The sequence below is a fragment of the Arthrobacter sp. Sr33 genome (assembly GCF_054511195.1).
On record NZ_JBTNDD010000002.1, the window covers coordinates 424,910 to 450,780 of the forward strand.

Below are 25,871 nucleotides of genomic sequence, written 5' to 3' on the forward strand. Positions count from 1 at the left end.
TGGTGGTTGATGGTTTTGGGGCGCCACAGTGCGGAACCTGTCAAACGGCAGAAACCCGCTGACGAACTTCTTGCGTGGGGTGTGTTTATCTCGGTGGCATGTTTCGCCTCCATGTGGGTCCTGGACCTCGACCCCGGACCCGGGTTTATCCTGGGCGCGATGCCTGCGGCAGCTTTCGGTGTGGTCTGGATCCTCAACAACGGAGCCCTCACCCAACACCCCGCTGGAGCCCACTCGGCCTCGTGCCGGCCTGCGCCAACAGCAGCCACTGCACCCGTTGGCACCACAACACCGGGCGCGACGCCGGAGCCCGCCAGGGGTCACGGTACCCAGCCGGGTCCGCAGCCCACCCGTCCGGCCCTGGCCCAGCCCGCTCGTGAGCAGCCAGCTCGTGAGCAGCCAGCCTCGGAAGCGGGGAGCGACACCGCGGCGAGCCGTTGGGTTCAGGAGTTCGGTCCGCCGGACACCGGCCCCCTGCCGGTTCAGGCCTATCGGCGCAACCGCGGTGCGGGAGTGTTCGCCGGATCAGTTGAGCAACGCTCCGACGGCCGCCAGTGGAGCCACTCCCGCGCCTGATCACGCGGTACATTTGGGGTGTGCCGATATCTAATGAACACATTGTCTGGATTGACTGCGAAATGACGGGGCTCGACCTCGTTTCGGACGCACTCATCGAAGTTGCAGTACTCGTGACTGATTCCGAGCTGAACATTCTGGGAGAGGGTGTCGACGTCGTCATCAAGCCCGACGACGCCGCGCTCGCGCAGATGGGCGATTTTGTGCGGGACATGCACACGACGTCAGGGCTGCTCACCGAACTTCCCGAGGGCATCAGCATGGCCGAGGCTGAGGCTGAGGTACTGGCCTACATCACCAAATGGGTCCCCGAACCCCGCAAGGCCCAGCTGGGAGGGAACTCGGTGGGTACCGACCGGTCGTTCCTGGCCCGCGACATGCCGGCCGTGATCGAGCACCTGCACTACCGGATCATCGATGTATCGACCATCAAGGAACTCGCTCGCCGGTGGTTCACCCGGGCGTATTTCCAGTCCCCTACCAAGAGTGGGGGACACCGGGCCCTGGGGGATATCCAGGACTCCATCCGTGAGCTGCGTTACTACCGGGAGTCGATTTTCGTGCCGAGCCCGGGCCCCGATTCGGCGTCCAGCAAGGCGATTGCCGGGTCGATGGCTGACTAGTTCGGGCGCCCGGAACCCCTTCCGGGCAGCCGGTTGCAGAGGGACCGCAAAAATTGTGTAGACTTGTCTGCGCTGCCTTTTGTAGGTGACAACACGACCGGAAACATCCGGTGGGATGTCATTTTGGCCGAAGGCACATGGTGGGTATAGCTCAGTTGGCAGAGCGCCTGGTTGTGGTCCAGGAGGTCGCGGGTTCAAGCCCCGTTACTCACCCCAAGAAGGTTGAAAGTTAGCCTTGGAAGGCCGTCCCTGAAGATCTTCGGGGGCGGCCTTACCTGTAGGACCCAGGCCGGCGTCAGCTGGCGTTGAGCCACCGTGGAGGTTGGACCGCATGGAACGCAACGTGTTTGAGGAAGACCATCTGCTGTTCCGCGAGGTCGCAGCCGAATTCATCTCCCGCGAAGTGGCACCCCACTACGCCAGCTGGGACCAGGACCACCTCATGCCACGCACGCTGTGGACTGCCGCTGGCGAACAGGGGCTCCTTGGTCTGGCCGTGCCCGAGGAGTTCGGCGGGGCGGGAATGCCCGATTATCGTTTCCGCGCCGTGCTGGACGAGGAGTTCGCCAAAACGAACCACCTCGCCGTCGCCCTCGCCTTCCACCTGCACGACGACCTGGTCCTCCCCCACCTGCTGGCCTACGGCTCCGACGACCTCAAAGCCCGGTGGCTCCCCGGGATGGTCAGCGGCGAACGCGTCACCAGCGTTGCGTGGACCGAGCCCGGTGCCGGCAGCGACCTGCGCGGCATCAGGACCAAGGCGGTGCGCGACGGCGACGACTGGCTGATCTCCGGACAGAAAACCTTCATCGGCAACGGCATCAGCGGTGACGCCTCCCTCGTGCTGGCCCGCACCGACGGCACCACCGGCCGGGGCTCCGCTGACTCCTTCTCCCTGTTCATGGTCGAAAAAGGCGAGGGGTACAACACCGGCAAACAGCTCGACAAAATGGGCCTGAAAGCCTCCGACACCGCCGAGCTCTTTTTCGATGAGGTTCGGGTCAGCGGGGACAACCTGGTGGGCGAACTGGGCCACGGGCTCCGTTACGCCACCGAACAGCTGCCGCAGGGGCGCCTCGCGATTGCCGTTGCAGCCTCAGCTGTGTCCCGTGCCAGCTACGAGGCCGCCGTCACCTACACCAAGGAACGCAACGCGTTTGGCGAGCGGGTTATCGACTTCCAGAACACCCGTTTCCAGCTGGCCGATATCCTCACCGAGGTCGAGGTCACCGAAACGTACGTCGACCAGGCGATGCTCGCGTTCAACGCCGGAACCCTCGACGCGGCCAGCGCTGCCCGGGTGAAACTGTGGGCAAGCGAGCGGGCCAAATCCATCACTGACCGCTGCCTCCAGCTCCACGGCGGGTACGGGTACATCCTCGAGTATCCGGTGGCGCAGGCGTTCCTCGCCACCCGGCTGCTCACCATCTTCGGCGGCACCAGCGAGATCATGCGCGACGTCGTCGGCCGCCACATCGCCGGCCGATAACCGAGCTCGTTAGCCCCTTCCGATTTTCTCCCCTCCAGGAAAGCGACAATGACCGTTCACCCAGTCACCATCACCGGTGAGCCTGTGCTGCACCGCCGCGCCGCCGTCGTCACCGAGTTCGATGAGCAGCTGCGCACCCTCATAGCCGACATGTTCGAGACCATGGACGAAGCCAACGGCGTTGGCCTCGCCGCACCGCAGATCGGCGTGGGCCAGCGGATATTCGTGTACGGGATGGTGAACGACGACGACGTCGCGCCCCGCGGCGTGTTGGTGAATCCGACGCTGGTGACCACCAAGATTTCGGGGGCCGACCCGGACCCCGACGAAGAATCCGAGGGGTGCCTGTCCGTTCCTGGTGAATCCTTTCCGCTGAAACGCGCCGAATGGGTCAAGGTGACGGGTTTTGACGGCTTCGGTGAGCGGGTTGAATTTGTGGCCACCGGCTGGTTTGCACGTTGCATGCAGCACGAGTATGACCATCTGGAAGGCAAGCTGTACGTTGACCGGCTCGTCGAACCCTATTCACGCGCCGCCCGCAAGGCCATCAAGAAGAATGCCTGGGGCGCTCCCGGTCTGACCTGGATGCCAGGTGTTGACCCGGACCCCTTCGGCCACTAGCCGACGGCGCGCCCGTCGGTCCGGTCGGCCGGTCCGGTCCGTAGGTCTGGTCTGTCCGGTGGTCCGGTCGGTCCGGTGGGCCGTGGCTGCTAGACCTCTTTGGCGGCGGCACCCGGCTCCTGCCCGGGTTCGAGATCCTCAAGCCGCTCGACGTGCCGGAGCGGCCCAAAGATCGCCACGAGGGGGGCTCCGGCCGTCAGGATGACGCCGATCAGGATAGCGGTCCAGATTCCGACCAGCTCTGCCAGGATGCCGCCGAGGATACTGGCGATCCCCAGCATCCCCCAGCTGACCATCCGGGAAGCGGCCCCGAGCCTGCCCATCATGGTGGGCGGGCAGACCCGCTGTCTGAAGGCTGCCCCGACCACGATGTTCCAGGCGACGCACACGCCCATCAGGAACAGGCCCAGCACGCCCCAGAGCATTCCGTAGCCCGGGGTCATGACCAGCAGCGAGGCGTAGCCCAGCACGCCGGGCACCATCGAATAGCGCCAGACCGGGCCGGACCCAAACCGGTCGGTGGCGCCCTTGACGGTAATACCGCCCAACGCTCCCCCGACGGACGCTGCGGCCAGGAGCACGCCCAGCCAGATCTCGGACTCGTTGAGGGTCCGAAGCACCAAAAGCACCAAAAGCGATGCGACCATACTTCCGCCCAGATTCCAGAGCGCCGCGTTGAACAGGATCGCCCGCAGCGGACCGGTGCTGAACGTGTAACGCAGCCCGTCCTTCATCTCCCGAAAGATCCGCCGCTCCCCCTGGTGCGGCTGCGCCTCCTTGAGCTTCAGGGACGAAATGGCGAACAGGGAGGCGACCGACGTCGCGATCTGCACCAGCAAGGAATTGGAGGCGCCGAACGCCACGGTCAACCAGCCGGCCAGGCCGCGACCGGCCGCGTCCGCGGACGCCGACGACGCCGTCATCAAACCGTTGCCTTCGACCAGCTCATCCTTCGACACCGCCTGGGGTATCAACGCCTGGTCAGCCAGGGTGAAGAAGACTGCCGACAGGCCGACAAGGAAGGAGACAATGAACAGTTGGGCGATAGACATGATGCCGAACCAGAACGCCACCGGCAGGGTCGCCAGCACGAGAATGCGCGCGATCAGGGACCAAATAATCACCGGCTTCCGTGGCCACCGGTCCACCCAGACTCCCACCGGCAACCCCAGCAGCAGCCATGGGAGGAAAGTCATTCCTGCCAGCGCGGCCACAGCGAAGTCGCTGGCCTGCAGTTCGATGACGGCAATAACGGGGAAGGCGATGGAGGTGACCGCCGTTCCCAGCACCCCGACGGTGCTGGAAAGCCACAGTGCCCGAAAGTTGCGGTTGCGTACCAGCAACGACTTTTGGGGCACCAGGGTGTCGGTCATTGGGATAGCGTAACCGAGCGGAATCGCTTCACTGGCCAGATCGGGAATTCTATTTGAACTTCGTTCCGAGGTCTTGACCAGCGGCCCTGGCGCAGAGATAATTACCGGTTTTTTGGGGATGGGTTGACCGATACGCCGGGTTCTGTCCTTCACCACCGTCGCCGGTGGTGAAGTGGCGGCCATCCATCTACGAACGCCGTTGCCGACGCCCTCCAGCGGCCTACCCGGACACTCAGGCGAGCAGCCTTCAAACGCGCCCTGTCTGGCCTTGCTCCGGGTGGGGTTTACCGAGCCGCGCCGGTCACCCGGCACGCTGGTGGTCTCTTACACCACCTTTTCACCCTTACTACAGCGCATTGCTGCGGGCTGCAGCGGTCTGTTTTCTGTGGCACTTTCCTGCGGGTTACCCCGAGTGGGCGTTACCCACCACCCCGCTCTGCGGAGCCCGGACGTTCCTCGGTACACCGATCCCTCGCGCCAGGCGCTTGAGTCGGTGCAACGCGGCCGCCTAGTCAACCCATCCGCACCCGATTCTACGCGGCTGGCGGCCCTGTCCTTAACCGTCCAACGACTGGTGGTCCTCGGTACCCGGCATTATGGGGGCGGTGAACCTGGGTAAAGTAGTGCGGTGCTGATTTTGCTGCCCCCGTCCGAAGGTAAATCCCCAGCGGTGAAGGGCCCTGCCGTGGATCTCGGAGGTCTTCAGTTCCCTGAGCTCACGGCCGCCCGCCAAACGGTGCTGGGCTCCCTGGCTATCGCCAGCACCGGCCCGGACGCTCACCGTATCCTTGGTGTCGGCCCGTCGCTGGGCGCCGAGGTGCTCCGCAACATCACCCTGCTGGATCAGCCCGCGGCACCGGCCTACCAGGTCTACTCGGGGGTCCTGTACGACGCGCTGGGTTACAGCACCCTCACTCCGGTGCAACGCCGGAAGGCCCAGGAATCGGTGGTGGTGGTCTCTGCGCTCTGGGGGGCCCTTGGCTTCGCCGATGCGATCCCTGCCTACCGGTTGTCCATGTCGGTGTCACTTCCCGGCACCGGTACGCTCGCCTCCTTCTGGAAGCAACGCCTTGCCGGTCCCCTGGATCACCGGTCCGGCGATTCGCTCATCGTTGACTGCCGCTCCAGCACCTATGGGGCGGCCTGGGCTGGTGTCCCCGAGCGGACAGTCGCGGTGAACGTGCTGCTGGAGCGGGACGGCAAGCGTTCAGTGGTGTCCCACTCAGCCAAGCACACCCGCGGACTGCTGGCCCGGCATTTGATTACCCGGCGGTCCAGCCGCCCCACCACACCGGATCAGCTGCTGAAGGCTGCCCGCGAGCAGTGGCAAGCCGAACTCACCCCGGCCACCTCACGCAAACCAGCCCAGCTCAGCATCATCCTGCAGGGCTAGTCGCTCAGGTGGATTGAGCTGGTCCGTCCCAGTCGGCGACCAGCTCCACTTCAAAACCGGCCGCGTTCTCCAGGTAAGCCGCGTAACTTTGCGGGCCGCCGGCGTGCGGGTACGCGTCGGCGAACATCGGCGTCCAGCCATGGCTTGTGGCGCGGCGTGCCAGTAAATCCACCTCAGCCGGGCTTCCTGCCCTGAATGCCAGATGATTCAACCCGGGCCGACGTCGTTCGTGAAGCTCGCCGGTGACATCGGGGCCTGCTTCAATCACCAGGTACAGCCCGTCGGCGCCGACGTAGCTGGCGCCGTCCGCCCAGGTTTCCCTGGCTGTGAAACCAAGTTGCAGCAGCAGCCAGCCGAGGGAAGCTGTGGCCGCCTGCAGATCATTGACCCACAGCTCAACATGGTGCAGCCGTCCGGACGGCGCCCTGACCGGCTCAGGCTCAGACTCAGCTGCCTCAGCTGTCTCTGCTGCCGGTCGGGCGCTGGCTGGAGAGAGGCTGCGCGGCACCCAGGGGGTGCCGGCCATGCCCGCGTCCATCGCCTCGTTGGACAGACGATCGGCGTCCTTGTTGATCTCCCGCGGAATCCACTGGTACTTCACCCGCCGGGGATCCAGCACCGCCCGGGCCTTTCGGGCCAAAGCCTGCATGTCTGCGTGCTTGATTTTCCAGCGGCCCTCCATCTGCTCAACCACGAGCTTGGAGTCCATCTTGACGAGGATCCGGCAGGTGGGATCGAGCTCGTTGGCCAGTTCCAGACCGGCAACGAGGCCTGAGTACTCGGCGACGTTGTTGGACGCCTTGCCGATGTAGGCGGCCTTCTCCACCAGGATGGCACCGGATTCCGGGTCGCGCACCAGGGCGCCGTAGCCGGCGTGGCCGGGGTTGCCCCTGGATCCGCCGTCGGCTTCCACAATCAGGAACCGCGGAGTTGCCGTGGTGGGGGTTTCGTCGGCGTGGTCAAAAAGGGTTTGTTCAGCGGGCACCGGCTCAGTTGCCCCACTCGTCGGATCGCACCAGAATGGCGCCCGAGTCCGGGCAAAACACGAGGTCGTCCTCGGCAGCTTTGCGGAGGTCGGCGAGGTCGCCGGGGCTCAGCTGCATTCCCGAGCCTTCAGAGGTGCCGTGGAACAGGCGCGCAGCACCCACACCGCGTCGGGCGAGGGTCTTTTCGTACAAGGCGAGAAGACCAGCCTCGAAGGTCGCTGCCAATTCGGCGCGCTCGGCTTTGACCGAGTCCGCCTCGGCTGCAATGGTGGCCAGTTCGGCGTCGCGGGTGGATTCGATGGCGGCGAGACGCTCCCGGGCGTCGTCCTTCAACTGTTGCGCCGACTGTTTGGCTCCGCGGGCCGATTCGACCCGTTCCATGATGTCCAGTTCGACGTCTTCAAGATCTGAGCGTCGTTTGGTCAGGGACGCGACTTCGCTCTGCAGGGCTATCAGGTCCTTGGGACTGCCCGTGCCGCTGTCCAGTCGCTTCTGGTCGCGCTCGAGCCGGTTGACGACCGACTGCACGTCATCCTCGGAGCGGGTCAGTTCACGCTCAAGATCGAGGAGTGCCGTTTCGGCGCGCACCAGGTCGCCGTCGGTCCCTTCAAGCTGTGAGGAAAGCTCAGCAATGGCCGGATTAGCCCGCGCTGTGGCCGCCTGACGTTGCAGCTGGTTCAGCCGCGAGTCGAGCGCCTGTAGTTCCAACAGCCGAAGCTGCTCTGCCGGTGGTGCTTTTGCCACAGTAAAACCTCCGCAGTTGCTGATGGGGCGTCCATCCACCCTATTGCACAGAGCGCGGTCCGGTCACCGTCGAGGAGCCGTGAACCTTCGTGGGCCGACTGCCTGGTTTCCGGCTAGTCGGTGCCGGGCGTCAGGACAAAATCCCAGGGGTCTGAGTTGACGGTGCTGACCCTGATCTCGGCGGTGAATCCCTGATCGGCCAGCACATTCTCCAGGGCTGCGGCAGCGGGCGTCAGCCAGAGCCATTCGCTGCCGAAGTGTGACACATCGATCAGGTATGGCCTGCCATCCCCGGCCGCTTCACGCGCTTCCGACACCGGGTGGTGGCGCAGGTCAGCGGTCACGTAGACGTCGGCGCGGCTTTCCCGTACCTTCTCGAAGAGGCTGTCGCCTGCTCCGCCACACACAGCAACCCGGCGTACCACTGCGTCGCGGTCACCGGCAACGCGTACTCCTCCCGCTACCGCCGGCAGGATGGAGAACACCACGCCGGCGAAATCACCCAGGGTGGTCGCCTCGGCGAGATTACCAACACGCCCGATGCCCTCCTCGGGGAGCCCATCAGCGGATTTGGAGAGGGGTTCGACGTCCTCCAGCCCGAACGCGTCTGCCAGCACATCCGATACGCCGCCAACGGCGCTATCGCCGTTGGTGTGGACTGTGGCGAGGGCGCACCCGCCCTCAATCAGACGGTGCACTGCATCGCCCTTGAAGTGGCTGGCCGCCACCGAATTCACGGGCTTCATCATCAGGGGGTGATGGACGATAACCAGGTCAGCACCCCAGTCAAGGGCCTCGCTGATCACGGCGTGGGTGGGATCGACGGCGAACAGGATTTTCGCCGCGCTGCGCTCCGGCCTCCCGACCACCAGGCCGACCGCGTCCCAGCTCTCGGCCAGGGCCTCGGGCCACAGTTCCTCAATGGCTAACATGGCATCGCCCACACTGGGCGTCGTAGCGCCTTCGGTGGGCTGCTCGGAGGGTTGCTCAGCGGTCTGATGATCAGCTTCCATAGCACTAGTTGTACCCCGCAATTGCTGCTCAGGCCCAATTTTGGGGGTCCCCGTTGTCACTGATCGTGCGCCTCGGGAATCTTCTGGATAGGCAACGCATTGTTATAGGCATGATGACATTCGTACTTGGCGGAGGCTGCTTCTGGTGCCTCGACGCCCTTTACCAAAAAACCCGCGGCGTCACCGACGTCATCTCCGGCTATACCGGCGGTCACACCCCGGACCCTGACTACGACGCGGTCTGCACCGGCACCACCGGTCACGCCGAAGTAGTGGCGGTGACCTTCGACGAATCCATCATCCCGCCGGAGGTGATCCTTGACATGTATTTCGTGTCGCACGATCCGACCACCCTCAACCGCCAGGGATACGACGTCGGTACCCAGTACCGGTCGTCAATGTTCTACCAGGACACCGAGCAGAAGGAACTGTTCGAACGTTCCATTGAGCGGAACCAGGAGAGCTGGTCCACGCCGATCGTCACCGAGGTCAGCCGGCTCCCCCGCTTCCACCTGGCCGAGGAATGGCACAACAATTTCTATGCCAAGCACCCCGAGCAGGGGTACTGCCAGGTGATCATCAACCCCAAGCTGGCCAAGGCGCGGAAGTATTACGCCCAATGGCTGATCGAGTAACGCACCCGCCCGCCAGCACACCCGCGCCGCTAGGCTGAATCCCAGCGTGCACCGGAGCATCCGGCGGACAAGTCCCGACTTCCAACCTAGGTAGGTACCCATGGCAAAAATTTACGACGACGTCACCCAGCTGGTAGGTCGCACCCCGCTGGTGCGCCTGAACCGTCTGACCAAAGGCCTCGACGCCCAGGTCGCCGTCAAGCTCGAGTTCTACAACCCCGCAAACAGCGTCAAGGACCGGATCGGGGTGGCCATCATTGACGCCGCCGAGAAGGCAGGAGCGCTCAAGCCGGGCGGAACCATCGTTGAAGGCACCTCCGGTAACACCGGCATCTCCCTTGCCATGGTGGGCGCTGCACGCGGCTACCGGGTGCTGCTCACCATGCCCGAGACGATGTCCACCGAACGCCGGGTGATGTTGCGTGCCTATGGCGCCGAGATTGTGTTGACCCCCGGGTCCGAGGGCATGCGTGGCGCCGTGGACAAGGCCAAGGACATTGTGGCGACCACCGAGAACGCTATCTGGGCCCAGCAGTTCGCCAACGAAGCCAACCCGGCCATCCACCGCGCCACCACTGCGGAGGAAGTCTGGGAAGACACCGACGGTGCCGTTGACATCTTTGTGGCGGGTGTTGGCACCGGCGGAACCATCACCGGCGTCGGGCAGGTCCTCAAGGAACGCAAGCCTGGCGTTCAGATCGTCGCGGTGGAACCAGCCGATTCGCCGATCCTGAATGGTGGAGCCCCAGGCCCCCACAAGATCCAGGGCCTTGGCGCCAACTTCATCCCCGAAATTCTTGACCGGAACGCCTACGACGAGGTTATCGACGCCTCCGTCGAGGACTCGGTACGGGTTGCACGCGCCCTCGGAACCCAGGAAGGTATCCTCGGTGGCATCTCTTCCGGCGCCATCGTCTGGGCGGCCCTGGAGCTCGCCAAGCGGCCGGAGAACGCAGGTAAGCTCATTGTGGCTGTGGTCTGCGACTTCGGTGAGCGTTACATCTCAACTGTCCTGTTTGACGACATCAGGGGCTAACACCCCTCAACAGAAAGTAGTCTGTGAGTTTTTTAGCGCGACTGCACGAGGATCTTCAGACGGCCCGCGAACACGATCCGGCCGCCCGGGGTTCCTTCGAGAATGGGCTGGTCTATTCCGGCCTGCACGCAATCTGGGTGCACCGCCTGACGCACCGGATGTGGGCCAGACCCGGTCTACGGTTCCCGGCCCGGCTGCTGGCGCAGCTGGCCCGGGCGGCGACGGGGATTGAAATCCACCCCGCAGCGACCATTGGCCGGCGGTTTTTCATCGACCACGGCATGGGTGTGGTGATCGGCGGAACCGCCGAAATCGGTGAGGACGTAATGCTGTATCAAGGCGTCACGCTGGGTGGACGGTCCCTGGAAAAGGTCAAACGGCATCCAACCATCGGTGACCGGGTCACGATCGGCGCTGGCGCGAAGGTGCTCGGACCGATCACTATCGGCGCCGGAAGCGCCATCGGCGCCAACGCCGTCGTCGTCAAGGACACGCCGCCCGATTCAATTGCGACCGGCATCCCTGCGACCTACCGGCATCGCGATTCGTCGCGGGAAAACCTTCCGGCCGTTGACCCGGCGGAGTACATCGATCCGGCACTCTACATCTAGCGCAACATCTAGCGCACCGTTAAAGCGGATTGGCTTGGAAGTTTGCCGGGCCAATCCTCAGTTAACAGCCGCTACGTACCGGTGCTGCCGTGACCAGTGGTGTTCTAATGCGTGTCGACGGCTTCGATTTCCGACTTGTCTTCGCCCCAGAGGGTGTGGAAGGTGCCGTCGATGTCCACCCGGTTGTAGGTGTGGGCACCGAACAGGTCCCGCAGGCCCTGGGTGAGGGCTGCAGGCAGGCGTCGACGACGGAGCCCGTCATAGTATGCCAGCGACGCCGAGAACACCGGCACCGGGATGCCGAGCTGGACGGCGGTCGAGACGACCCGGCGCCAGGCCGGAAGCGCTCCGGCGATGGATTCGGCGAAGGCCGGGGCAAGCAGCAGGTTGGCTGGTTGACCGTCAGCGGTGGCGTAGGCCTTCATGATGTCGTCCAGCAGTTCGGCCCGGATGATGCAACCGGCACGCCACAGCGAAGCAATCTCATCCAGCTTCAGCTCCCAGCCGTACTCCTTGGCCGCTGCGGTGAGCATATCGATGCCCTGCGCGTAGCTGACCAGTTTGGAGGCGTACAGAGCCAACCGAACGTCCTCGACGAAGGTCTCGGGAAGCTCCACGGACCCTTCATGGCCGGCGAGGATCTCCTGTGCCTGGGCACGCTGGTCACGCTGCGACGACAGACCTCGGGCGAACACCGACTCGGCGATGCCCGACGTCGGGCTGCCCAGTTCGAGCGCCGAAACCACTGTCCAGCGGCCGGTCCCCTTCTGGCCCGCAGAGTCGACGACGACGTCAACGAAGGGCTTGCCCGTTTTGGCGTCGGTGTGGGCGAGAACCTCGGCGGTGATCTCGATCAGGAACGATGAGAGGGTGCCGGTGTTCCAATCGGTGAAGATCCTGGCTTGTTCGGCTGGCTCGATGCCAGCGCCCGACCGCAGAAGGTCGTAGGCCTCGCCGATGACCTGCATATCGGCGTACTCGATGCCGTTGTGGACCATTTTTACAAAATGACCAGCCCCGTCGGTGCCGATCCAGCGGCAGCATGGCTCGTCGTTGTACTTGGCGGAGATCTTCTCGAGCATCGGTCCCAGCGAATCGTAGGACTCGCGGGAGCCGCCCGGCATGATCGATGGGCCCAGCAGCGCGCCTTCCTCGCCCCCGGAGACACCGACGCCCACAAAGTGCAGGCCCTTGGTCGCCAGCTCAGCTTCCCGGCGGCGAGTGTCCTCGTAGTGCGAGTTACCGGCGTCGATAATGATGTCGCCCTTTTCGAGCAGCGGCTCGAGCTGGCCGATTACCGAGTCCACCGGGCCGCCAGCCTTGACCATGATCAGCACCCGGCGCGGCGTTTCAAGAGAATCGACGAGTTCCTGCAGGGATTCGGTGCGAATGAAGTCGCCTTCGTGGCCGTGCTTCTCCAACAGGACGTCGGTCTTCTCGATCGAGCGGTTATGCAGCGCAACGGTGTAACCGTTACGGGCAAGGTTGCGGGCCAAGTTTGCGCCCATGACCGCGAGGCCTGTGACACCGATCTGTGCACTCATGAAGTCTCCAATACTGGGTTTGTGCCCCCACTGAGGCGGGCCGATACGCGGACAGCTGGCTAGCCCCACGTTACGAAGCAGTACTTTCACCCTATTACTGCCGGTAGCCCAGTGGCCAGACGGGGTCGGATCGTGACGATCAGGCCATGGACAGGAAACGTCCAGCAGCCAACCCGCCATCCAATCATCGTTGCTGAATTGATATACGTTAACCATGGCATCCCCAGCGAAAGGACTTGTTATTTCTTCTCCACCTGCCCGGCAGTCGGCGTCGTTCCGGCCCGATATCCAGGGGTTGCGCGCAATAGCGGTCGGCGCCGTGGTCCTTTACCATGCCGGACTGGCGGTGGTTCCGGGCGGGTACGTCGGGGTGGACATCTTCTTCGTGATCTCCGGCTTCCTGATTACCGGCCAGCTGATTTCGATGCTTCAGGCCCACGGCCGGATCCCGTTCGGCGAGTTCTATGCCAAACGGATCAGACGGATCATTCCGGCGTCGTTCGCTGTCCTCGCGTTGACGACGTTGGCCTCCTTGCTCTTCCTCCCGCCATCCACCCGGCCGGGCGCCCTCCAGGATGCCATTGCCACCGCACTCTATGTCCCCAACGTGGTATTCGCCGCGCAGGGTGCCGACTATCTCGCCGAAACAGCGCCGTCACCGTTCCAGCACTACTGGTCGTTGGGCATAGAGGAGCAGTTCTACCTCTTCTGGCCGTTGATCCTTCTGCTGGGTTTCCTGCTTGTCAGCAAATCCATCAAGCGCCTGTTCTGGGTGGTCCTGGCGATTGTCACGGTGTCATTCGTTCTGTGTGTCATCATGACCACCACCTCGCAGCCGGCAGCATTTTTCCTGTTGCCGACGCGGGCCTGGGAATTGGGGGTAGGTGCACTCGCAGCATTCGCTCTTCATGCGGGGCTGATCAGTCTGAACGGCAGGACCGCGGCCATCGGAACCTGGGTGGGCATGGCAGGCATCACCGTCAGCCTCGTGGTCCTGAACTCAAGCACCGTATTTCCTGGTTGGGCTGCGCTGCTTCCGGTCCTGTCCACCGCGGCCGTCATCGTGTGTGGCAGCGCTAGTCCGGCTGGCGGGGCGGGCAGAGTGCTCGGATTTCGGCCCATGCAGAAGATCGGCGCCTGGTCCTACTCGATCTACCTGGTGCATTGGCCCCTGCTGATCATCCCGCAGGCCGCTGTTGGCTACGAGAACCCGCTGCCGCTCTATCTGACGCTCGTCCTTGGCGTGCTCAGTGTGCCCCTCGCCGTCCTGTTGTACAGGTTTGTCGAAACCCGCTTCAGGCATCCAGGGGCGGGTGCGCCGGTCCGCTCCGGCCGGGTCATCGCCACTGCCGCAGCAGCGTCGTTGGTGTTCGTTGCCGTCGCCGCCGGCCTCAGCTCGGTGCAGAGCAGCACTCCCATCGCCAGCACCCGGGACGCCGCCGCCCAACCGTTGCAGGTCTCCCCCACCGGGTCCACGTTCGTGCCCGCCAACCTGACGCCCACCCTCCGCGATGCGCCCAACAGCGTTCCCGGGATTTATCAGGACGGCTGCCATGCTGACTTTGCTGCCACGGTCGTCCAGGCCGACTGCGTCTATGGGGACAACACCGCAGAGCGGGACATTGTGCTGTTCGGAGATTCCCATTCCGCCCAATGGTTCCCCGCCGTAGAGGCCTACGCCGCCGCGAATTCCTATCGGCTGCATAATCTGACCAAATCCAGCTGTCCGTCAGTGGATATCGGGATCCTGCATGAAGAGTCCCCCTATTCCGAGTGCGAAGAGTGGCGCCAGAGCGCCCTGAGCTACGTGAACGCAGTGGACCCCGAGTTGGTCCTGCTCAGCAACTTCGGCGAGGTGTCACCGGTCGACACGTCAAGAGGGCTGCTCGAGCAGTGGGAAGCGGGCCTGCGTTCCACCCTGGAGGCTCTGCCAGAGTCATCGCGGACCGTGGTGCTGGCCGATACGCCCCGTCACGATGCTTCTCCGCTGGACTGTTTGTCGCAAAACACCGAAGATGCCAGCAGGTGTGACCTGGACCGGGCTGAGGGCGTCGATGAGGAAGTCATCGCGCTGGAAAAGCGAGCCACGAGCCAGGGGAACAACTCCTTCTATGTCGACCTCAACGGCTACCTGTGCACCGATATCTGCCCCTCAATCATTGGCGATCTGCTGGTCTACCGGGACAAGCACCACATCACCACCGAGTTCAGCCGGGCGTTGGCGGGACCGCTGGGAGACGAGTTGGACAAGGTCCAGTAGCGGACGGGGCGAGAAGCTAGGCAGCGCCGGGTCCCTAAACGGCGTCAGTCCCGAGGCGGCGGGTCCCTAGGCGGCGTCAGGGCAGAGGTGCTGGGAGGCGAGAACCTGGGTGATCCGGATCCGTTCGACGGTTTCGTCGGTGAGATTCTCCGCCGGGTTGCGAGCGCCGAGTTGTTCGAGGTCGTTTCCAGCGGCCAGCTCCTCACAGACCTGCTGACCGGTGGCGAGGAGTTGTTCGTCCTTTGAGTACGCTGAGTCGGGTGCCGCCTGGCGCAATTCGGTGAGAAACCGTTCCTGGGAAGTGGCAGCACTGGCGGGTCCGCCGGCTGACCCGCAGCCCACCAGCCCAGCCAGCAGACAGAGCATGGCCGCGCTGGCGGCCTGGTTCGTTGTTCTCCGGTTCATAGCCGATGGCTCCTGCCCGCCCGCTGTCAAGGCCGTAGGTGATTGGCAATGGAAAAACCCCGCCTTCTCTAGCTCTGTCGCTTGAGATGACGGGGTTTTCGGTGGTGGGTCCTACCGGGATCGAACCGATGACATCCACGGTGTAAACGTGGCGCTCTACCAGCTGAGCTAAAGACCCGAACACGTTGCCGGCGGTCCTTGGACCGGCCAACCAACGAAGAATTACTCTACTGGCATTCCAAATAGAATGCCAATCGCCGCCGGGCTAACGGCGCTCTAGGTCCGGCAGGGATTCGACGAGGAAGGTCAACGCCTCCGACACCCCGATGTCCACCAGGAGATTGGCCAGATCGTCGCCTCGGGTCTTACCCCGATTGATGATAACCACCGGCTTGCCTGCCTTCGATGCGTGTCGTACAAAACGCAGTCCACTCATTACCGTCAGCGACGATCCGGCCACCAGGAGGGCATCGCCGGCATCGACCACCTGGTAGGCCTCGGCAACCCTGTCCTTCGGCACGTTCTCTCCGAAGTACACAAAGTCTGGTTTCAGCATGCCTGAGCAGTTGGGGCAGGGGGCCATGACGAAATCGCCGGTGTCGTCGACGTCGGCGTCGGCGTCGGGTGCCACGTCCCCGGCGTCGGACTCACGCTCCAGATAACCGGGGTTGAGTGCTTCAAGGAGGACGGCGATCTCGGCGCGGCTGTATTGCGTCCGGCATTGCAGGCATACCACGCGGTCGTAGGTGCCATGCAGGTCGATCACCTCGGCGCTACCAGCGGCCGAGTGGAGCCGGTCAACGTTCTGGGTGATCAGCCCGGACAGCAGACCCCGCGCCTCAAGTGTTGCCAACGCCAGGTGTCCGGGATTGGGGTCCGCGTGACGGAGATGATGCCAGCCCACATGGTTCCGGGCCCAGTAGCGGCGCCGCAGTAGTTCGTCCCCGACGAACTGCTGATAGGTCATGGGGCTCCGGGGAACCGAATCGGGGCCGCGATAATCGGGGATCCCCGAATCTGTGCTGAGTCCAGCCCCGGTCAGCACCGCCAGTCGGTGGCCGCTCAGCAACTCGACTACCGCCCCCATCGCCCTCCCCTGCTCTGCGGTGAGGTCCTGGCCGGTGGCCACAGGATCGCCGCTGGCGAAACCAGTCAACCCTAAACCTTTAGGGGCTTTGGCATCGGGAGCGTTGGCGGTCATCAGGAGAGTTGCACCGGTGCGGCAAGGGTGGTCAGTGCCGTCTGGTAGGCCCGAAGCGGACGAGGGGCTCCGAGTTCGGTTCTGAAGGTCGCTGCGATGACCCCGTCCGGGTCGATCAGGAAGGTGGCCCGCTCGGCGTAACCACGGGTGGCATCGAAAGCCCCGTATCGGATTGCGAGGGCGCCGTGCGGCCAGAAGTCCGCCAGTAGATCGAAGCCGAAGCCCTGCTCTTCGGCGTAGGCCCGCAGGGTGTACTTCGAGTCCACCGAGACCGCGAGGAGGCGGACGCCGTCGTCGTCGAACATGGCCAGATTGTCACGCAACTCGCAGAGCTCACCGGTGCAGACACCCGAGAAGGCGAAGGGGTAGAACACCAGCGCGACTGGTGTCCCGCGCAGGTCGCCAAGACGAATTGTTTCGCCGAACTGATTTGACAGTGCGAAGTCCGGCGCTGGCTCGCCGATTGCCGGGAGCCCGGTCATGCTAGCTTTTCCGTCGGCTGACCAAACGGGTGGCTGCCCAATCCTTTGACACACCGGCCGACGACGTCGCGTGCAGTCCAGCGGTTGGTGCGGCTTCCTGGATCAGGGAGGGAGCAACGTAGCCGTCGCGTCCGGACTTGGGGGTGAGTACCCACACAGTGCCACCCTCGTCGAGGCAGGTCAGGGAGTCCACGAGCGCGTCGACCAGGTCGCCGTCGTCGCTGCGCCACCAGAGGAGCACACCGTCGACAACGTCCTGATCGTCTTCCGTGAGCAATTCCGATCCGGTTTCATCTTCGAGGGTGGCGCGGAAATCGAAGTCCACATCCTCGTCGTATCCGAGTTCCTGCAGCAGGTCCCCGTCCTTGAAACCCAACTTGCCCGCCACGGTATCCGCTGTGGCGGCTTCGGCCTCGCTCACTGTTGTCCTCCCGAAAGACTGTGGACCATCCTGGGGACGGGACCACTAGTTACGTTGATATGCATTATTACCAGCCAACACCCTTTAACGCCATGCATCAAGCCAGCACGGGTTTCCAGCGGTCTATTGCCTGCATACCTACACCTTATAGCCGGTCCTCGCCGCGCTGAGCCGCTTGTCACCCCGTCCCGGCTACGCATCCCCGGCACGTCGCGGCTAGAGTAACTAAGTGATCCGTCACGATCCTGACAATCTTGGATTGTGGCTACAGACAGGCTTCGGAGTACAGCTCCGTTGCGGCAGTTTTGAGCATCGCAGAAATCATCTGCGAAGTGGGAGAGGTTTGGCGTGGCTGTAGAGCAGGGTGGACCGGAGATTCTAAGCAATTTGGCCGGCGGCACGGACGGTGATCCGGAAGAAACAGCCGAGTGGATTGAATCCCTCGATGAGCTGATCCGGGTCCAGGGCACCGAACGGGCCCAATTCATCATGCGTTCGCTGTTGCAGCGTGCCGGTGCGCGGAGCGTCGGCGTGCCGATGGTGACAACGACCGACTACGTGAACACCATCCCGGTGGACCAGGAACCCGACTTCCCGGGTGACGAAGAGATCGAGCGCAAGTTCCGCGCCTGGATGCGCTGGAATGCGGCCGTCATGGTGCACCGCGCTCAGCGCCCCGAAATCGGGGTCGGCGGCCACATCTCCACCTATGCGGGCGCGGCCACGCTCTACGAAGTCGGTTTTAACCACTTCTTCCGCGGCAAGGACCACCCGGGCGGTGGCGATCAGGTGTTCTTCCAGGGCCATGCCTCCCCCGGGATGTATGCCAGGGCTTTCCTTGAGGGACGCCTGACCGAGGAAGACCTCGACGGATTCCGACAGGAGAAGTCGAAAGAGGGCCACGCCCTCTCCTCATACCCGCACCCGCGCCTGATGCCGGAGTTCTGGGAATTCCCCACCGTGTCCATGGGCATCGGCCCCATGAACGCGATCTACCAGGCCCAGTCCAACCGGTATCTCCACAACCGTGGCATCAAGGACACCTCCGACCAGCAGGTCTGGGCGTTCCTCGGCGACGGCGAAATGGACGAACCGGAGTCGCGCGGCCTGCTGCAGCTTGCAGCCAACGAACGGCTGGACAATCTCAACTTCGTCATCAACTGCAACCTGCAGCGCCTCGACGGGCCGGTGCGCGGTAATGGCAAGATCATGCAGGAACTTGAGGCGTTCTTCAGGGGCGCCGGCTGGAACGTCATCAAGGTGGTCTGGGGCCGCGAGTGGGACGAACTGCTGGAGAAGGACGAGGACGGATCTCTCGTCGGGATCATGAACTCCACCCCCGACGGCGACTACCAGACATACAAGGCAGAATCTGGTGGATTTGTCCGCGAGCACTTCTTCGGAAAGACGCCGCAAACCAAGGAAATGGTCGCTGACTACAGCGACGACGCCGTCTGGAAGCTCAAGCGGGGTGGCCACGACTACCGCAAGGTTTTCGCCGCCTACAAAGCCGCAACCGAGTTCAAGGGGAAGCCGACCGTCATCCTGGCCAAGACGGTCAAGGGTTATGGTCTCGGACCACACTTCGAGGGACGCAACGCGACCCACCAGATGAAGAAGCTGACGTCGGAAGACCTGAAGGCGTTCAGGGACCACCTTCGCATCCCCGTCTCCGACGAGCAGATCGACGACGACCTCTACAACGCCCCGTACTACCACCCAGGTGCGGATGCCCCCGAGATCAAGTACCTCCTGGACCGCCGCAAGGCACTGGGCGGCTTTGTCCCCGAGCGCCGAAACAAGCACACGGAGATTACCCTTCCGGGCGACAAGGCCTACGAGGTAGCCAAGCGGGGCTCCGGGAAGCAGATGGCTGCCACCACCATGGCGTTCGTCAGGCTGTTGAAGGACCTGATGCGGGACAAGGAGTTCGGCAACCGGGTGGTGCCGATCATCCCTGATGAGGCACGCACCTTCGGGATGGACTCATTCTTCCCGACGGCCAAGATCTACAACCCGAATGGGCAGAACTATCTGTCGGTGGACCGGGATCTCGTCCTGGCCTACAAAGAGTCGGTCGAAGGGCAGATCCTGCACGCAGGTATCAACGAGGCTGGTTCGGTAGCAGCGTTCACCGCCGCCGGAACTGCCTACGCCACCCACGGCGAACCGTTGATCCCCGTCTACGTGTTCTACTCGATGTTCGGCTTCCAGCGCACCGGCGATTCCTACTGGGCTGCAGCCGACCAGATGACCCGCGGGTTCATCATCGGGGCCACCGCGGGTCGCACCACCCTGACCGGTGAAGGACTACAGCACGCTGATGGGCACTCCCCACTGCTGGCCTCCACCAACCCGGCAGTGGTCACCTACGATCCGGCCTACGGCTACGAAATCGGCCACATTGTGCGGGACGGTTTGAAGCGCATGTATGGCGAAGGGTCAGAGGACCGAAACCTGATGTACTACATCACGGTCTACAACGAGCCGATCCTGCAGCCCAAGGAACCGGAAGAGCTCGACGTCGAGGGAATTCTCAAGGGCATTTATCTGCTGTCGCCGGCCAAGATCGACGGAGCGCGCGCCCAGTTGCTTGCCTCCGGGGTCTCGGTGCCATGGGCTCTGGAAGCGCAGCAGATTCTCGCTGACGACTGGGGTGTCTCCGCTGACGTGTGGTCGGTGACCTCTTGGAACGAGTTGCGCCGGGACGGCCTCGCGGCTGAAGAGGACGCGTTCCTGAATCCGTCCGAAGATGCCCGGGTACCGTTCATCACCCAGCAACTCGAAGGCGCCACCGGTCCGATCGTGGCAGTGACCGACTACATGAAGGCTATTCCGGACCAGGTGCGTCAGTTCCTGCCGAACGAGTTCGCGACGCTCGGCGCCGACGGGTTCGGTTTCTCCGACACCCGGGCCGCGGCACGCCGGTTCTTCAAGATCGACAGCCACTCCGTGGTGGTGCGAGCCCTCGAGATGCTGGCACGCCGCGGGGAGGTGGACGCTGGAGCGCCCGCCGAGGCGATCGACAAGTACAAGCTGCTTGATGTGAACGCCGGCACCACCGGCAACACCGGCGGGGACAGCTAACCCGCTCAGTGGGCTAGCGACTGCGGCGGCGTCGGCAGGCACACGCCGGCGGGCTGACAGGGCCTAGGTAGGTACAGCGTCGGCGGGCACAGTCGCTCGCTCGATTCAGAAACGGCCCTCGGGCTCAGGTTTGCCGGTTGCAACCGGCGAATCTGAGGCCCAGGGCCGTTTCTGTTGGGTGGGTGGCGCGCTGGCGGCGTGTTTGTAGCCTCCGCACAAAATGGAGCCTGACGCCGAGGGGACGTATGCTCAACCCATGCCTGTGTCCGAACGCCCCTTTCCACCCAGTTCCCGTAGGGCTCAGATCCCTGTAGCCGACCCGGACACGGTGGAGCGGCTGAAGTCGAAGATCGGCGCCCTGTCAACCGCCACCCTGCAGCAACTCGATGCGTCGCTGCCCTGGTACCGGGGATTACGTCCGGATGAGCGGTCTGCTCTGGGACTGGTGGCGCAAAAGGGAATCGCGTCTTTCGTCAACTGGTATCAGCGCCCGGTTTCGCCAGCCTGGGTCCTCAGCGACGTTTTTGGCACCGCGCCAACCGAGCTCACCCGCTCAATCAGCCTGCAGAAGGCGCTGCAACTGATCCGCGTAGTGGTTCAAGTGGTCGAGGACCGGGTGCCTGACCTGGCAGCTGACGCCGACCAGGGCGCACTCCGCGAAGCCGTTCTGCGCTATTCACGGGAGGTGGCATTTGCTGCTGCCGACGTGTACGCGCGGGCCGCTGAGACCCGTGGGTCCTGGGACACCCGGCTCGAAGCACTCGTGGTCGACGCCATCCTCCGCGGGGAAAGTTCGGACGCCTTACGTTCACGGATCGCCGCAGTGGGCTGGCAGTCCCAGGCCAGAATTACCGTCATGGTAGGCAGTTCCCCGCCGGAGCCCAACGCCCTATTCCTCAACGAGTTGCGGCGCACCACCGATCGAATCGCCGAAGACACCCTGGTGGGAATCCAGGGCGACCGGTTGATCCTCGTCCTCGGCGGGGTGGAGAACAACGAAAGCACCTACAGCCGTTTGAGTGATCTGTTTGGGCCGGGGCCTGTGGTGTACGGACCCGAATCCGAATCCCTGGTGGCCGCGAGCAGCTCAGCGCAGGCGGCTTTCGCCGGACTGACCGCGGCGCGCGCCTGGCCTGCCGCGCCACGCCCGGTTGCTGCCGACGACCTGTGGCCGGAACGGGTCATCTCCGGCGACGACACGGCGCGAAAGGCGCTGATTCGCAACATCTACCGTCCGCTGGTGGGTGCATCGAATGGCCTCGAGGAGACCCTGTCCTCCTACCTCAATCTGGGGCATTCGCTTGAGGCAACCTCCCGCGCGTTGTTCGTCCACGCGAACACCGTTCGCTACCGGCTACGACGGGTCTGCGACATCACCGGATGGGATCCGTTGCTCCCCCGTGAGGCGTTTGTCCTGCAGACGGCGCTCGTGGTGGGCAGACTGTCCCAACCATCGCCAGGGCCGGCCGAGCGCCCTGTTACTCGTCCGTAACCCGGTCCCTCGTTGTAGACTTCCTACAAAGCGACCCCCGGAGCTTCGTGCACCGGGATACCCAATAAACCTCTCCCAGTTTGGAAAGCTTGAAAAGTGCTTGCAATCGTCTGCCCCGGTCAGGGGTCCCAAACGCCCGGTTTCCTGAGCCCCTGGTTGGAACTTCCGGGCGTCTCTGATCATCTCGACTCCCTCAGCGGCCAGGCCGGTCTGGATCTCATCCGGCACGGCACCGAGTCCGATGAGGAAACGATCAAGGACACGGCGGTGGCGCAACCCCTGATTGTTGCTGCCGGCTTGGTGACAGCCCGTGTACTGCTGGCCAATCGTCCAATGACTGCAGCGACAGTTGTCGCCGGTCACTCGGTCGGCGAGCTGACGGCGTCGGCCATTTCCGGTGCATTGTCCGAACAGGACGCCGTAACATTTGTTCGCGTCCGAGCGACAGCGATGGCGGAGGCGGCTGCGGTCGTTCCCACCGGTATGAGTGCAGTGCTGGGTGGAGATCCCGACGACGTCGCCACCGTACTTGCGCGGCACGGCCTGACAGCGGCGAACTGCAATGGTGGTGGCCAGGTAGTCGCTGCCGGCACCCTGGAGCAGCTCGCGGCTTTGACAGCCGATCCGCCAGCCAAGGCCCGAGTCATCCCCCTCAAGGTGGCGGGCGCCTTCCACACTCATCACATGAGCCCGGCTGCGACAGCGCTGCAGGAGCTGAGAGGGTCCCTGATGCCGATGGCACCGGCCGCCACCCTGTTGTCCAACTTTGATGGGGCACCGGTGGTCACTGGGGAGGGCAATCTGGACAGTCTGATCGCCCAGGTATCCCGGCCGGTCAGATGGGATCTCTGCATGGCCCAGATGGAACAGATGGGTGTGTCCGGGGTGATCGAACTTTCGCCGGCGGGTACTTTAACCGGCCTGATGAAGCGCGGAATACGCGGGACCCCCACATTGGCCGTAAAATCGCCAGAGGATCTTGATGCTGCGGCTGCCTTCATTGATGAGCATTCCCGTACACCGGATCCGGTCATTTCCCCCATCGCAGAAGGACATTCGTGAACGCCCCGGCTTTGAAGCAAGCTCCACTGCGCGAGCACACCCGCATCCTCGGTATTGGGGCTTTCCGCCCCGATGTCATTGTGACCAATGAAGACGTCTGTCAGTGGATAGATTCTTCTGATGAGTGGATCCGGCAGCGTACCGGGATTGTGACGCGGCATCGCGCCGACCGGGACACCAGTGTGATCGACATGGCCGAAGCTGCTGCCCGAAGCGCTCTGGAGAACGCTGGCATTGAGGCATCCCAGCTCGACGCCGTGCTCGTCTCAACCGTGACCCACCCCTATGCCACTCCCTCGGCAGCCGCCCAGCTCACCGACCGGTTGGGAGCAACTCCGGCGCCGGCCTACGACATTTCCGCAGCCTGTGCAGGTTATTGCTATGGCATTGCGCAGGCTGATGCGATGGTGCACGCCGGAACTGCCGAGTACGTGCTGGTGGTGGGCGTTGAGAAGCTGTCGGACTTCATCGACAACGCAGACCGCACTATTTCCTTCCTGCTGGGCGACGGGGCCGGCGCGGTGGTGATCGGTCCTGCCGACAGCGCCGGGATTGGTCCGTCCGTCTGGGGCTCCGATGGCAGCAAGCACCAGGCCATCCGGATGTCCCACTCGCTCCTCGACATCCGGGATGCCGAGTTGGCCTCGGTTGCCGCAGTGGGTGGATCCCTCGACGACGCGCCGAAGGCCTCCTGGCCCACCATGCGCCAGGACGGGCAGACCGTCTTCCGTTGGGCTGTCTGGGAAATGGCCAAGGTGGCACAACGTGCTCTCGACGAAGCCGGGGTCACAGCTGACGACCTGGTCGCGTTTGTCCCTCATCAGGCGAATATCCGCATCATCGATGAAATGGTCAAGCAACTCAAGCTTCCCGAGCATGTCGAGGTGGCTCGCGATATCGTAGACGCGGGAAACACCTCCGCCGCCTCCATTCCACTTGCCATGCACCGCATGCTGCAGGAAAATCCCGCCCTGAGTGGCGGTCTTGCGCTGCAGATCGGTTTTGGCGCCGGGTTGGTGTTCGGCGCACAGGTGGTAGTACTCCCCTAGTTTTCCCCAAGCCAAACCGTCAACCGCGGTTTGATTAACCATGTCGGATCATTGATCCGGCTAGACAAGAAAAGGAGCCATCCATGGCTAGCAACGAAGAAATCCTGGCCGGACTGGCCGAAATCGTCAACGAGGAAACTGGTCTTGCACCAGAGTCGGTTGAGATGGACAAGTCCTTCACCGATGACCTGGACATCGACTCCATCTCGATGATGACCATCGTGGTCAACGCCGAGGAAAAGTTCGGCGTTCGCATCCCCGACGAAGAGGTCAAGAACCTGAAGACCGTCGGCGACGCCGTCAACTTCATCTCCGGCGCGCAGGCCTAGATTTTTCAGACTTCGGGGCCGCCGGCATCCTCGGGTGCCGGCGGCCCGGAAGACGCCCACCAGCACGTTCCATCGCAACACCCCCACGTTTTAGAGAGTGAACCATGGCACGCAAAGTAGTGATCACTGGCCTAGGCGCGACGACGCCCATCGGCGGCGACGTTCCCACCATGTGGAAGAACGCCCTTAAAGGTGTTTCCGGTGCTCGAACCATCGAAGCCGACTGGGTCCAGGAGTACGAGCTGCCTGTGACCTTCGCGGCACAGGTCACCACCCCTGCCAGCGAGGTCCTCTCGCGAGTCGAAGCCAAGCGCATGGATCCGTCCACCCAGTTCGCGGTCATCGCAGCCCGCGAAGCCTGGCGGGATTCCGGGCTTGAAGAAATTGATCATGACCGGTTTGCGGTAGCCTTCGCAACCGGTATCGGCGGGGTGTGGACCCTGCTGGATGCGTGGGACACCCTCCGCGCCAAGGGCCCACGCCGTGTGCTGCCCATGACGGTGCCCATGCTGATGCCCAATGGGCCGGCAGCGGCCGTCAGCTTGGACCTGGGTGCCCGCGCGGGTGCCCACACGCCGGTCTCGGCGTGTGCTTCGGGCACCGAAGCACTCCACCAGGGGCTTGAGCTGATTCGCTCCGGGAAGGCCGACGTCGTCATGTGTGGCGGCGCCGAAGCTGCTATCCACCCCATGCCAATTGCCGCGTTCGCGTCGATGCACGCGCTTTCGCGTCGCAACGACGATCCCGAGCATGCGTCACGCCCCTACGACACCGGGCGAGATGGATTCGTCATGGGTGAAGGTGCTGGGGCCCTCCTCATCGAGGCTGAGGAACATGCTCTGGCTCGCGGAGCCCGGATCTACGGCGAACTCGCTGGCACATCGGTCACCGCCGATGCCTACCACATCACTGCTCCCGATCCCGGCGGATTGGGCGCTACGCGGGCGTTGAAGGCCGCCATGTTCGACGCACGGGTGCAGCCATCGGATATTTCGCATGTGAACGCACACGCAACATCCACTCCCGTTGGTGACAAACCCGAATACGTGGCTCTGAAGACAGCGCTGGGTTCACACATCGACAATGTGGCGGTGTCAGCAACCAAGTCGCAGACCGGCCATTTGCTCGGCGCTTCAGGTGCCGTTGAAGCGGTGATGACGGTCCTCGCTGTCTATGATCGCAAGATGCCTGTCACGATCAACCTGGAGAACCAGGATCCTGAAATTCCGCTGGACATTGTCACCACCGAGCGCACGCTTCCTGCTGGTGATCTGGTGGCGCTGAGCAACTCGTTCGGCTTTGGCGGACACAACGCTGTGATAGTTGTTCGCAGCGTCTAGTAAGTCAGCGGGTTCGCCCCCAGCGACCCAGCGAAGTCAAAGGCGCCGTCCCTCAGGGGACGGCGCCTTTGACTATTCCTGGAAGAGGTTGAGCTCTGG

The 25,871-nt window shown here is 63.6% G+C and carries 24 protein-coding genes, 2 tRNA genes and 1 other RNA gene; 16 read left to right on the plus strand and 11 right to left on the minus strand.

Features of this window, described 5'->3' with window-relative positions:
* The first annotated feature begins 159 nt into the window (after window positions 1–159).
* The 5 genes from ACX80T_RS04840 (at window position 160) to def (ending at window position 3,309) form a co-directional block, all read left to right on the plus strand.
* A complete protein-coding gene (locus ACX80T_RS04840) occupies window positions 160–576 on the plus strand; it encodes a hypothetical protein (protein ID WP_459303851.1) in 417 nt (138 codons plus the stop codon).
* A 20-nt stretch (window positions 577–596) separates the two neighbouring features.
* The gene (orn, locus tag ACX80T_RS04845; RefSeq protein WP_459303852.1) at window positions 597–1,199 is read left to right on the plus strand and encodes an oligoribonuclease; all 603 of its coding nucleotides are present in this window, start codon (window positions 597–599) and stop codon (window positions 1,197–1,199) included.
* Between the two features lie 140 nt (window positions 1,200–1,339).
* Window positions 1,340–1,415 (plus strand) — tRNA-His (locus ACX80T_RS04850).
* A gap of 115 nt (window positions 1,416–1,530) precedes the next feature.
* Window positions 1,531–2,688 carry an acyl-CoA dehydrogenase family protein gene (locus tag ACX80T_RS04855; protein ID WP_459303853.1) on the plus strand — a complete coding sequence of 386 codons (1,158 nt, stop codon included), beginning with the start codon at window positions 1,531–1,533 and terminating at the stop codon, window positions 2,686–2,688.
* Window positions 2,689–2,736: 48 nt separating this feature from the next.
* Window positions 2,737–3,309, plus strand: coding sequence for a peptide deformylase (def, locus tag ACX80T_RS04860; protein WP_019482881.1), 573 nt, complete (start codon window positions 2,737–2,739; stop codon window positions 3,307–3,309).
* 89 nt (window positions 3,310–3,398) lie between these two features.
* Here the strand turns inward: def and ACX80T_RS04865 are convergent, their stop codons facing one another.
* Both ACX80T_RS04865 and rnpB read right to left on the minus strand, forming a co-directional pair.
* Window positions 3,399–4,682: an MFS transporter gene (locus tag ACX80T_RS04865; RefSeq protein WP_024475977.1), complete on the minus strand. Its 1,284-nt coding sequence runs from the start codon at window positions 4,680–4,682 to the stop codon at window positions 3,399–3,401.
* Between the two features lie 115 nt (window positions 4,683–4,797).
* Window positions 4,798–5,202, minus strand: an RNA gene (gene rnpB, locus ACX80T_RS04870) — RNase P RNA component class A.
* Between the two features lie 108 nt (window positions 5,203–5,310).
* On the opposite strand from rnpB, the gene ACX80T_RS04875 reads away from it, so the two are divergent.
* Window positions 5,311–6,075: a YaaA family protein gene (locus ACX80T_RS04875; RefSeq protein ID WP_459303854.1), complete on the plus strand. Its 765-nt coding sequence runs from the start codon at window positions 5,311–5,313 to the stop codon at window positions 6,073–6,075.
* A gap of 4 nt (window positions 6,076–6,079) precedes the next feature.
* Here the strand turns inward: ACX80T_RS04875 and ACX80T_RS04880 are convergent, their stop codons facing one another.
* The 3 genes from ACX80T_RS04880 to ACX80T_RS04890 all read right to left on the minus strand — a co-directional run bounded on the left by ACX80T_RS04880 (window position 6,080) and on the right by ACX80T_RS04890 (window position 8,818).
* Window positions 6,080–7,060 carry a reverse transcriptase-like protein gene (locus ACX80T_RS04880; protein ID WP_459303855.1) on the minus strand — a complete coding sequence of 327 codons (981 nt, stop codon included), beginning with the start codon at window positions 7,058–7,060 and terminating at the stop codon, window positions 6,080–6,082.
* Between the two features lie 4 nt (window positions 7,061–7,064).
* Window positions 7,065–7,805, minus strand: a complete 741-nt coding sequence (locus tag ACX80T_RS04885; protein WP_019482885.1) for a zinc ribbon domain-containing protein — start codon at window positions 7,803–7,805, stop codon at window positions 7,065–7,067.
* Window positions 7,806–7,918: 113 nt separating this feature from the next.
* Window positions 7,919–8,818 carry a Nif3-like dinuclear metal center hexameric protein gene (locus ACX80T_RS04890; protein WP_459303856.1) on the minus strand — a complete coding sequence of 300 codons (900 nt, stop codon included), beginning with the start codon at window positions 8,816–8,818 and terminating at the stop codon, window positions 7,919–7,921.
* 110 nt (window positions 8,819–8,928) lie between these two features.
* Between ACX80T_RS04890 and msrA the strand changes: the two genes are divergently transcribed.
* The 3 genes from msrA to epsC all read left to right on the plus strand — a co-directional run bounded on the left by msrA (window position 8,929) and on the right by epsC (window position 11,100).
* Window positions 8,929–9,453 (plus strand): peptide-methionine (S)-S-oxide reductase MsrA, encoded by a 525-nt coding sequence (msrA, locus tag ACX80T_RS04895; RefSeq protein WP_026041086.1) that lies wholly within the window; start codon window positions 8,929–8,931, stop codon window positions 9,451–9,453.
* Between the two features lie 100 nt (window positions 9,454–9,553).
* A complete protein-coding gene (gene cysK, locus ACX80T_RS04900) occupies window positions 9,554–10,489 on the plus strand; it encodes a cysteine synthase A (RefSeq protein ID WP_019482888.1) in 936 nt (311 codons plus the stop codon).
* Between the two features lie 23 nt (window positions 10,490–10,512).
* Window positions 10,513–11,100 carry a serine O-acetyltransferase EpsC gene (gene epsC / locus ACX80T_RS04905; RefSeq protein WP_459303857.1) on the plus strand — a complete coding sequence of 196 codons (588 nt, stop codon included), beginning with the start codon at window positions 10,513–10,515 and terminating at the stop codon, window positions 11,098–11,100.
* A gap of 104 nt (window positions 11,101–11,204) precedes the next feature.
* Here epsC and gndA read toward each other — a convergent pair whose 3' ends face one another.
* Window positions 11,205–12,644, minus strand: coding sequence for an NADP-dependent phosphogluconate dehydrogenase (gndA, locus tag ACX80T_RS04910; RefSeq protein ID WP_459303858.1), 1,440 nt, complete (start codon window positions 12,642–12,644; stop codon window positions 11,205–11,207).
* A 214-nt stretch (window positions 12,645–12,858) separates the two neighbouring features.
* On the opposite strand from gndA, the gene ACX80T_RS04915 reads away from it, so the two are divergent.
* Complete coding sequence (locus ACX80T_RS04915) at window positions 12,859–14,904, plus strand: acyltransferase family protein (protein ID WP_459303859.1); 2,046 nt, start codon at window positions 12,859–12,861, stop codon at window positions 14,902–14,904.
* A gap of 66 nt (window positions 14,905–14,970) precedes the next feature.
* On the opposite strand, the gene ACX80T_RS04920 is transcribed toward ACX80T_RS04915, so the two are convergent.
* The 5 genes from ACX80T_RS04920 to ACX80T_RS04940 all read right to left on the minus strand — a co-directional run bounded on the left by ACX80T_RS04920 (window position 14,971) and on the right by ACX80T_RS04940 (window position 17,413).
* The gene (locus ACX80T_RS04920; protein WP_459303861.1) at window positions 14,971–15,309 is read right to left on the minus strand and encodes a DUF732 domain-containing protein; all 339 of its coding nucleotides are present in this window, start codon (window positions 15,307–15,309) and stop codon (window positions 14,971–14,973) included.
* 102 nt (window positions 15,310–15,411) lie between these two features.
* A tRNA-Val gene (locus tag ACX80T_RS04925) sits at window positions 15,412–15,487 on the minus strand.
* An 87-nt stretch (window positions 15,488–15,574) separates the two neighbouring features.
* Window positions 15,575–16,510 (minus strand): NAD-dependent protein deacetylase, encoded by a 936-nt coding sequence (locus ACX80T_RS04930; RefSeq protein WP_024475982.1) that lies wholly within the window; start codon window positions 16,508–16,510, stop codon window positions 15,575–15,577.
* On the minus strand, window positions 16,510–16,992 hold the full coding sequence (locus ACX80T_RS04935; protein ID WP_019482894.1) for a peroxiredoxin: 483 nt from the start codon (window positions 16,990–16,992) through the stop codon (window positions 16,510–16,512). The genes ACX80T_RS04930 and ACX80T_RS04935 overlap by 1 nt, the downstream gene beginning before the upstream one ends.
* Window position 16,993: 1 nt before the next feature.
* Window positions 16,994–17,413, minus strand: coding sequence for a DUF3052 domain-containing protein (locus ACX80T_RS04940; RefSeq protein WP_019482895.1), 420 nt, complete (start codon window positions 17,411–17,413; stop codon window positions 16,994–16,996).
* Between the two features lie 348 nt (window positions 17,414–17,761).
* Between ACX80T_RS04940 and aceE the strand changes: the two genes are divergently transcribed.
* The 6 genes from aceE (at window position 17,762) to fabF (ending at window position 25,772) form a co-directional block, all read left to right on the plus strand.
* Window positions 17,762–20,500 (plus strand): pyruvate dehydrogenase (acetyl-transferring), homodimeric type, encoded by a 2,739-nt coding sequence (gene aceE, locus ACX80T_RS04945; protein WP_019482896.1) that lies wholly within the window; start codon window positions 17,762–17,764, stop codon window positions 20,498–20,500.
* Between the two features lie 256 nt (window positions 20,501–20,756).
* A complete protein-coding gene (locus ACX80T_RS04950; RefSeq protein ID WP_019482897.1) occupies window positions 20,757–21,992 on the plus strand; it encodes a PucR family transcriptional regulator in 1,236 nt (411 codons plus the stop codon).
* A gap of 96 nt (window positions 21,993–22,088) precedes the next feature.
* Window positions 22,089–23,054, plus strand: a complete 966-nt coding sequence (locus ACX80T_RS04955; protein WP_019482898.1) for an ACP S-malonyltransferase — start codon at window positions 22,089–22,091, stop codon at window positions 23,052–23,054.
* Window positions 23,051–24,103, plus strand: a complete 1,053-nt coding sequence (locus ACX80T_RS04960; RefSeq protein WP_459303862.1) for a beta-ketoacyl-ACP synthase III — start codon at window positions 23,051–23,053, stop codon at window positions 24,101–24,103. Before ACX80T_RS04955 ends, ACX80T_RS04960 begins: the two co-directional genes overlap by 4 nt.
* An 83-nt stretch (window positions 24,104–24,186) precedes the next feature.
* A complete protein-coding gene (locus ACX80T_RS04965; protein ID WP_019482900.1) occupies window positions 24,187–24,432 on the plus strand; it encodes an acyl carrier protein in 246 nt (81 codons plus the stop codon).
* Between the two features lie 104 nt (window positions 24,433–24,536).
* Window positions 24,537–25,772: a beta-ketoacyl-ACP synthase II gene (gene fabF, locus ACX80T_RS04970; RefSeq protein WP_019482901.1), complete on the plus strand. Its 1,236-nt coding sequence runs from the start codon at window positions 24,537–24,539 to the stop codon at window positions 25,770–25,772.
* Window positions 25,773–25,871: the final 99 nt, after the last annotated feature.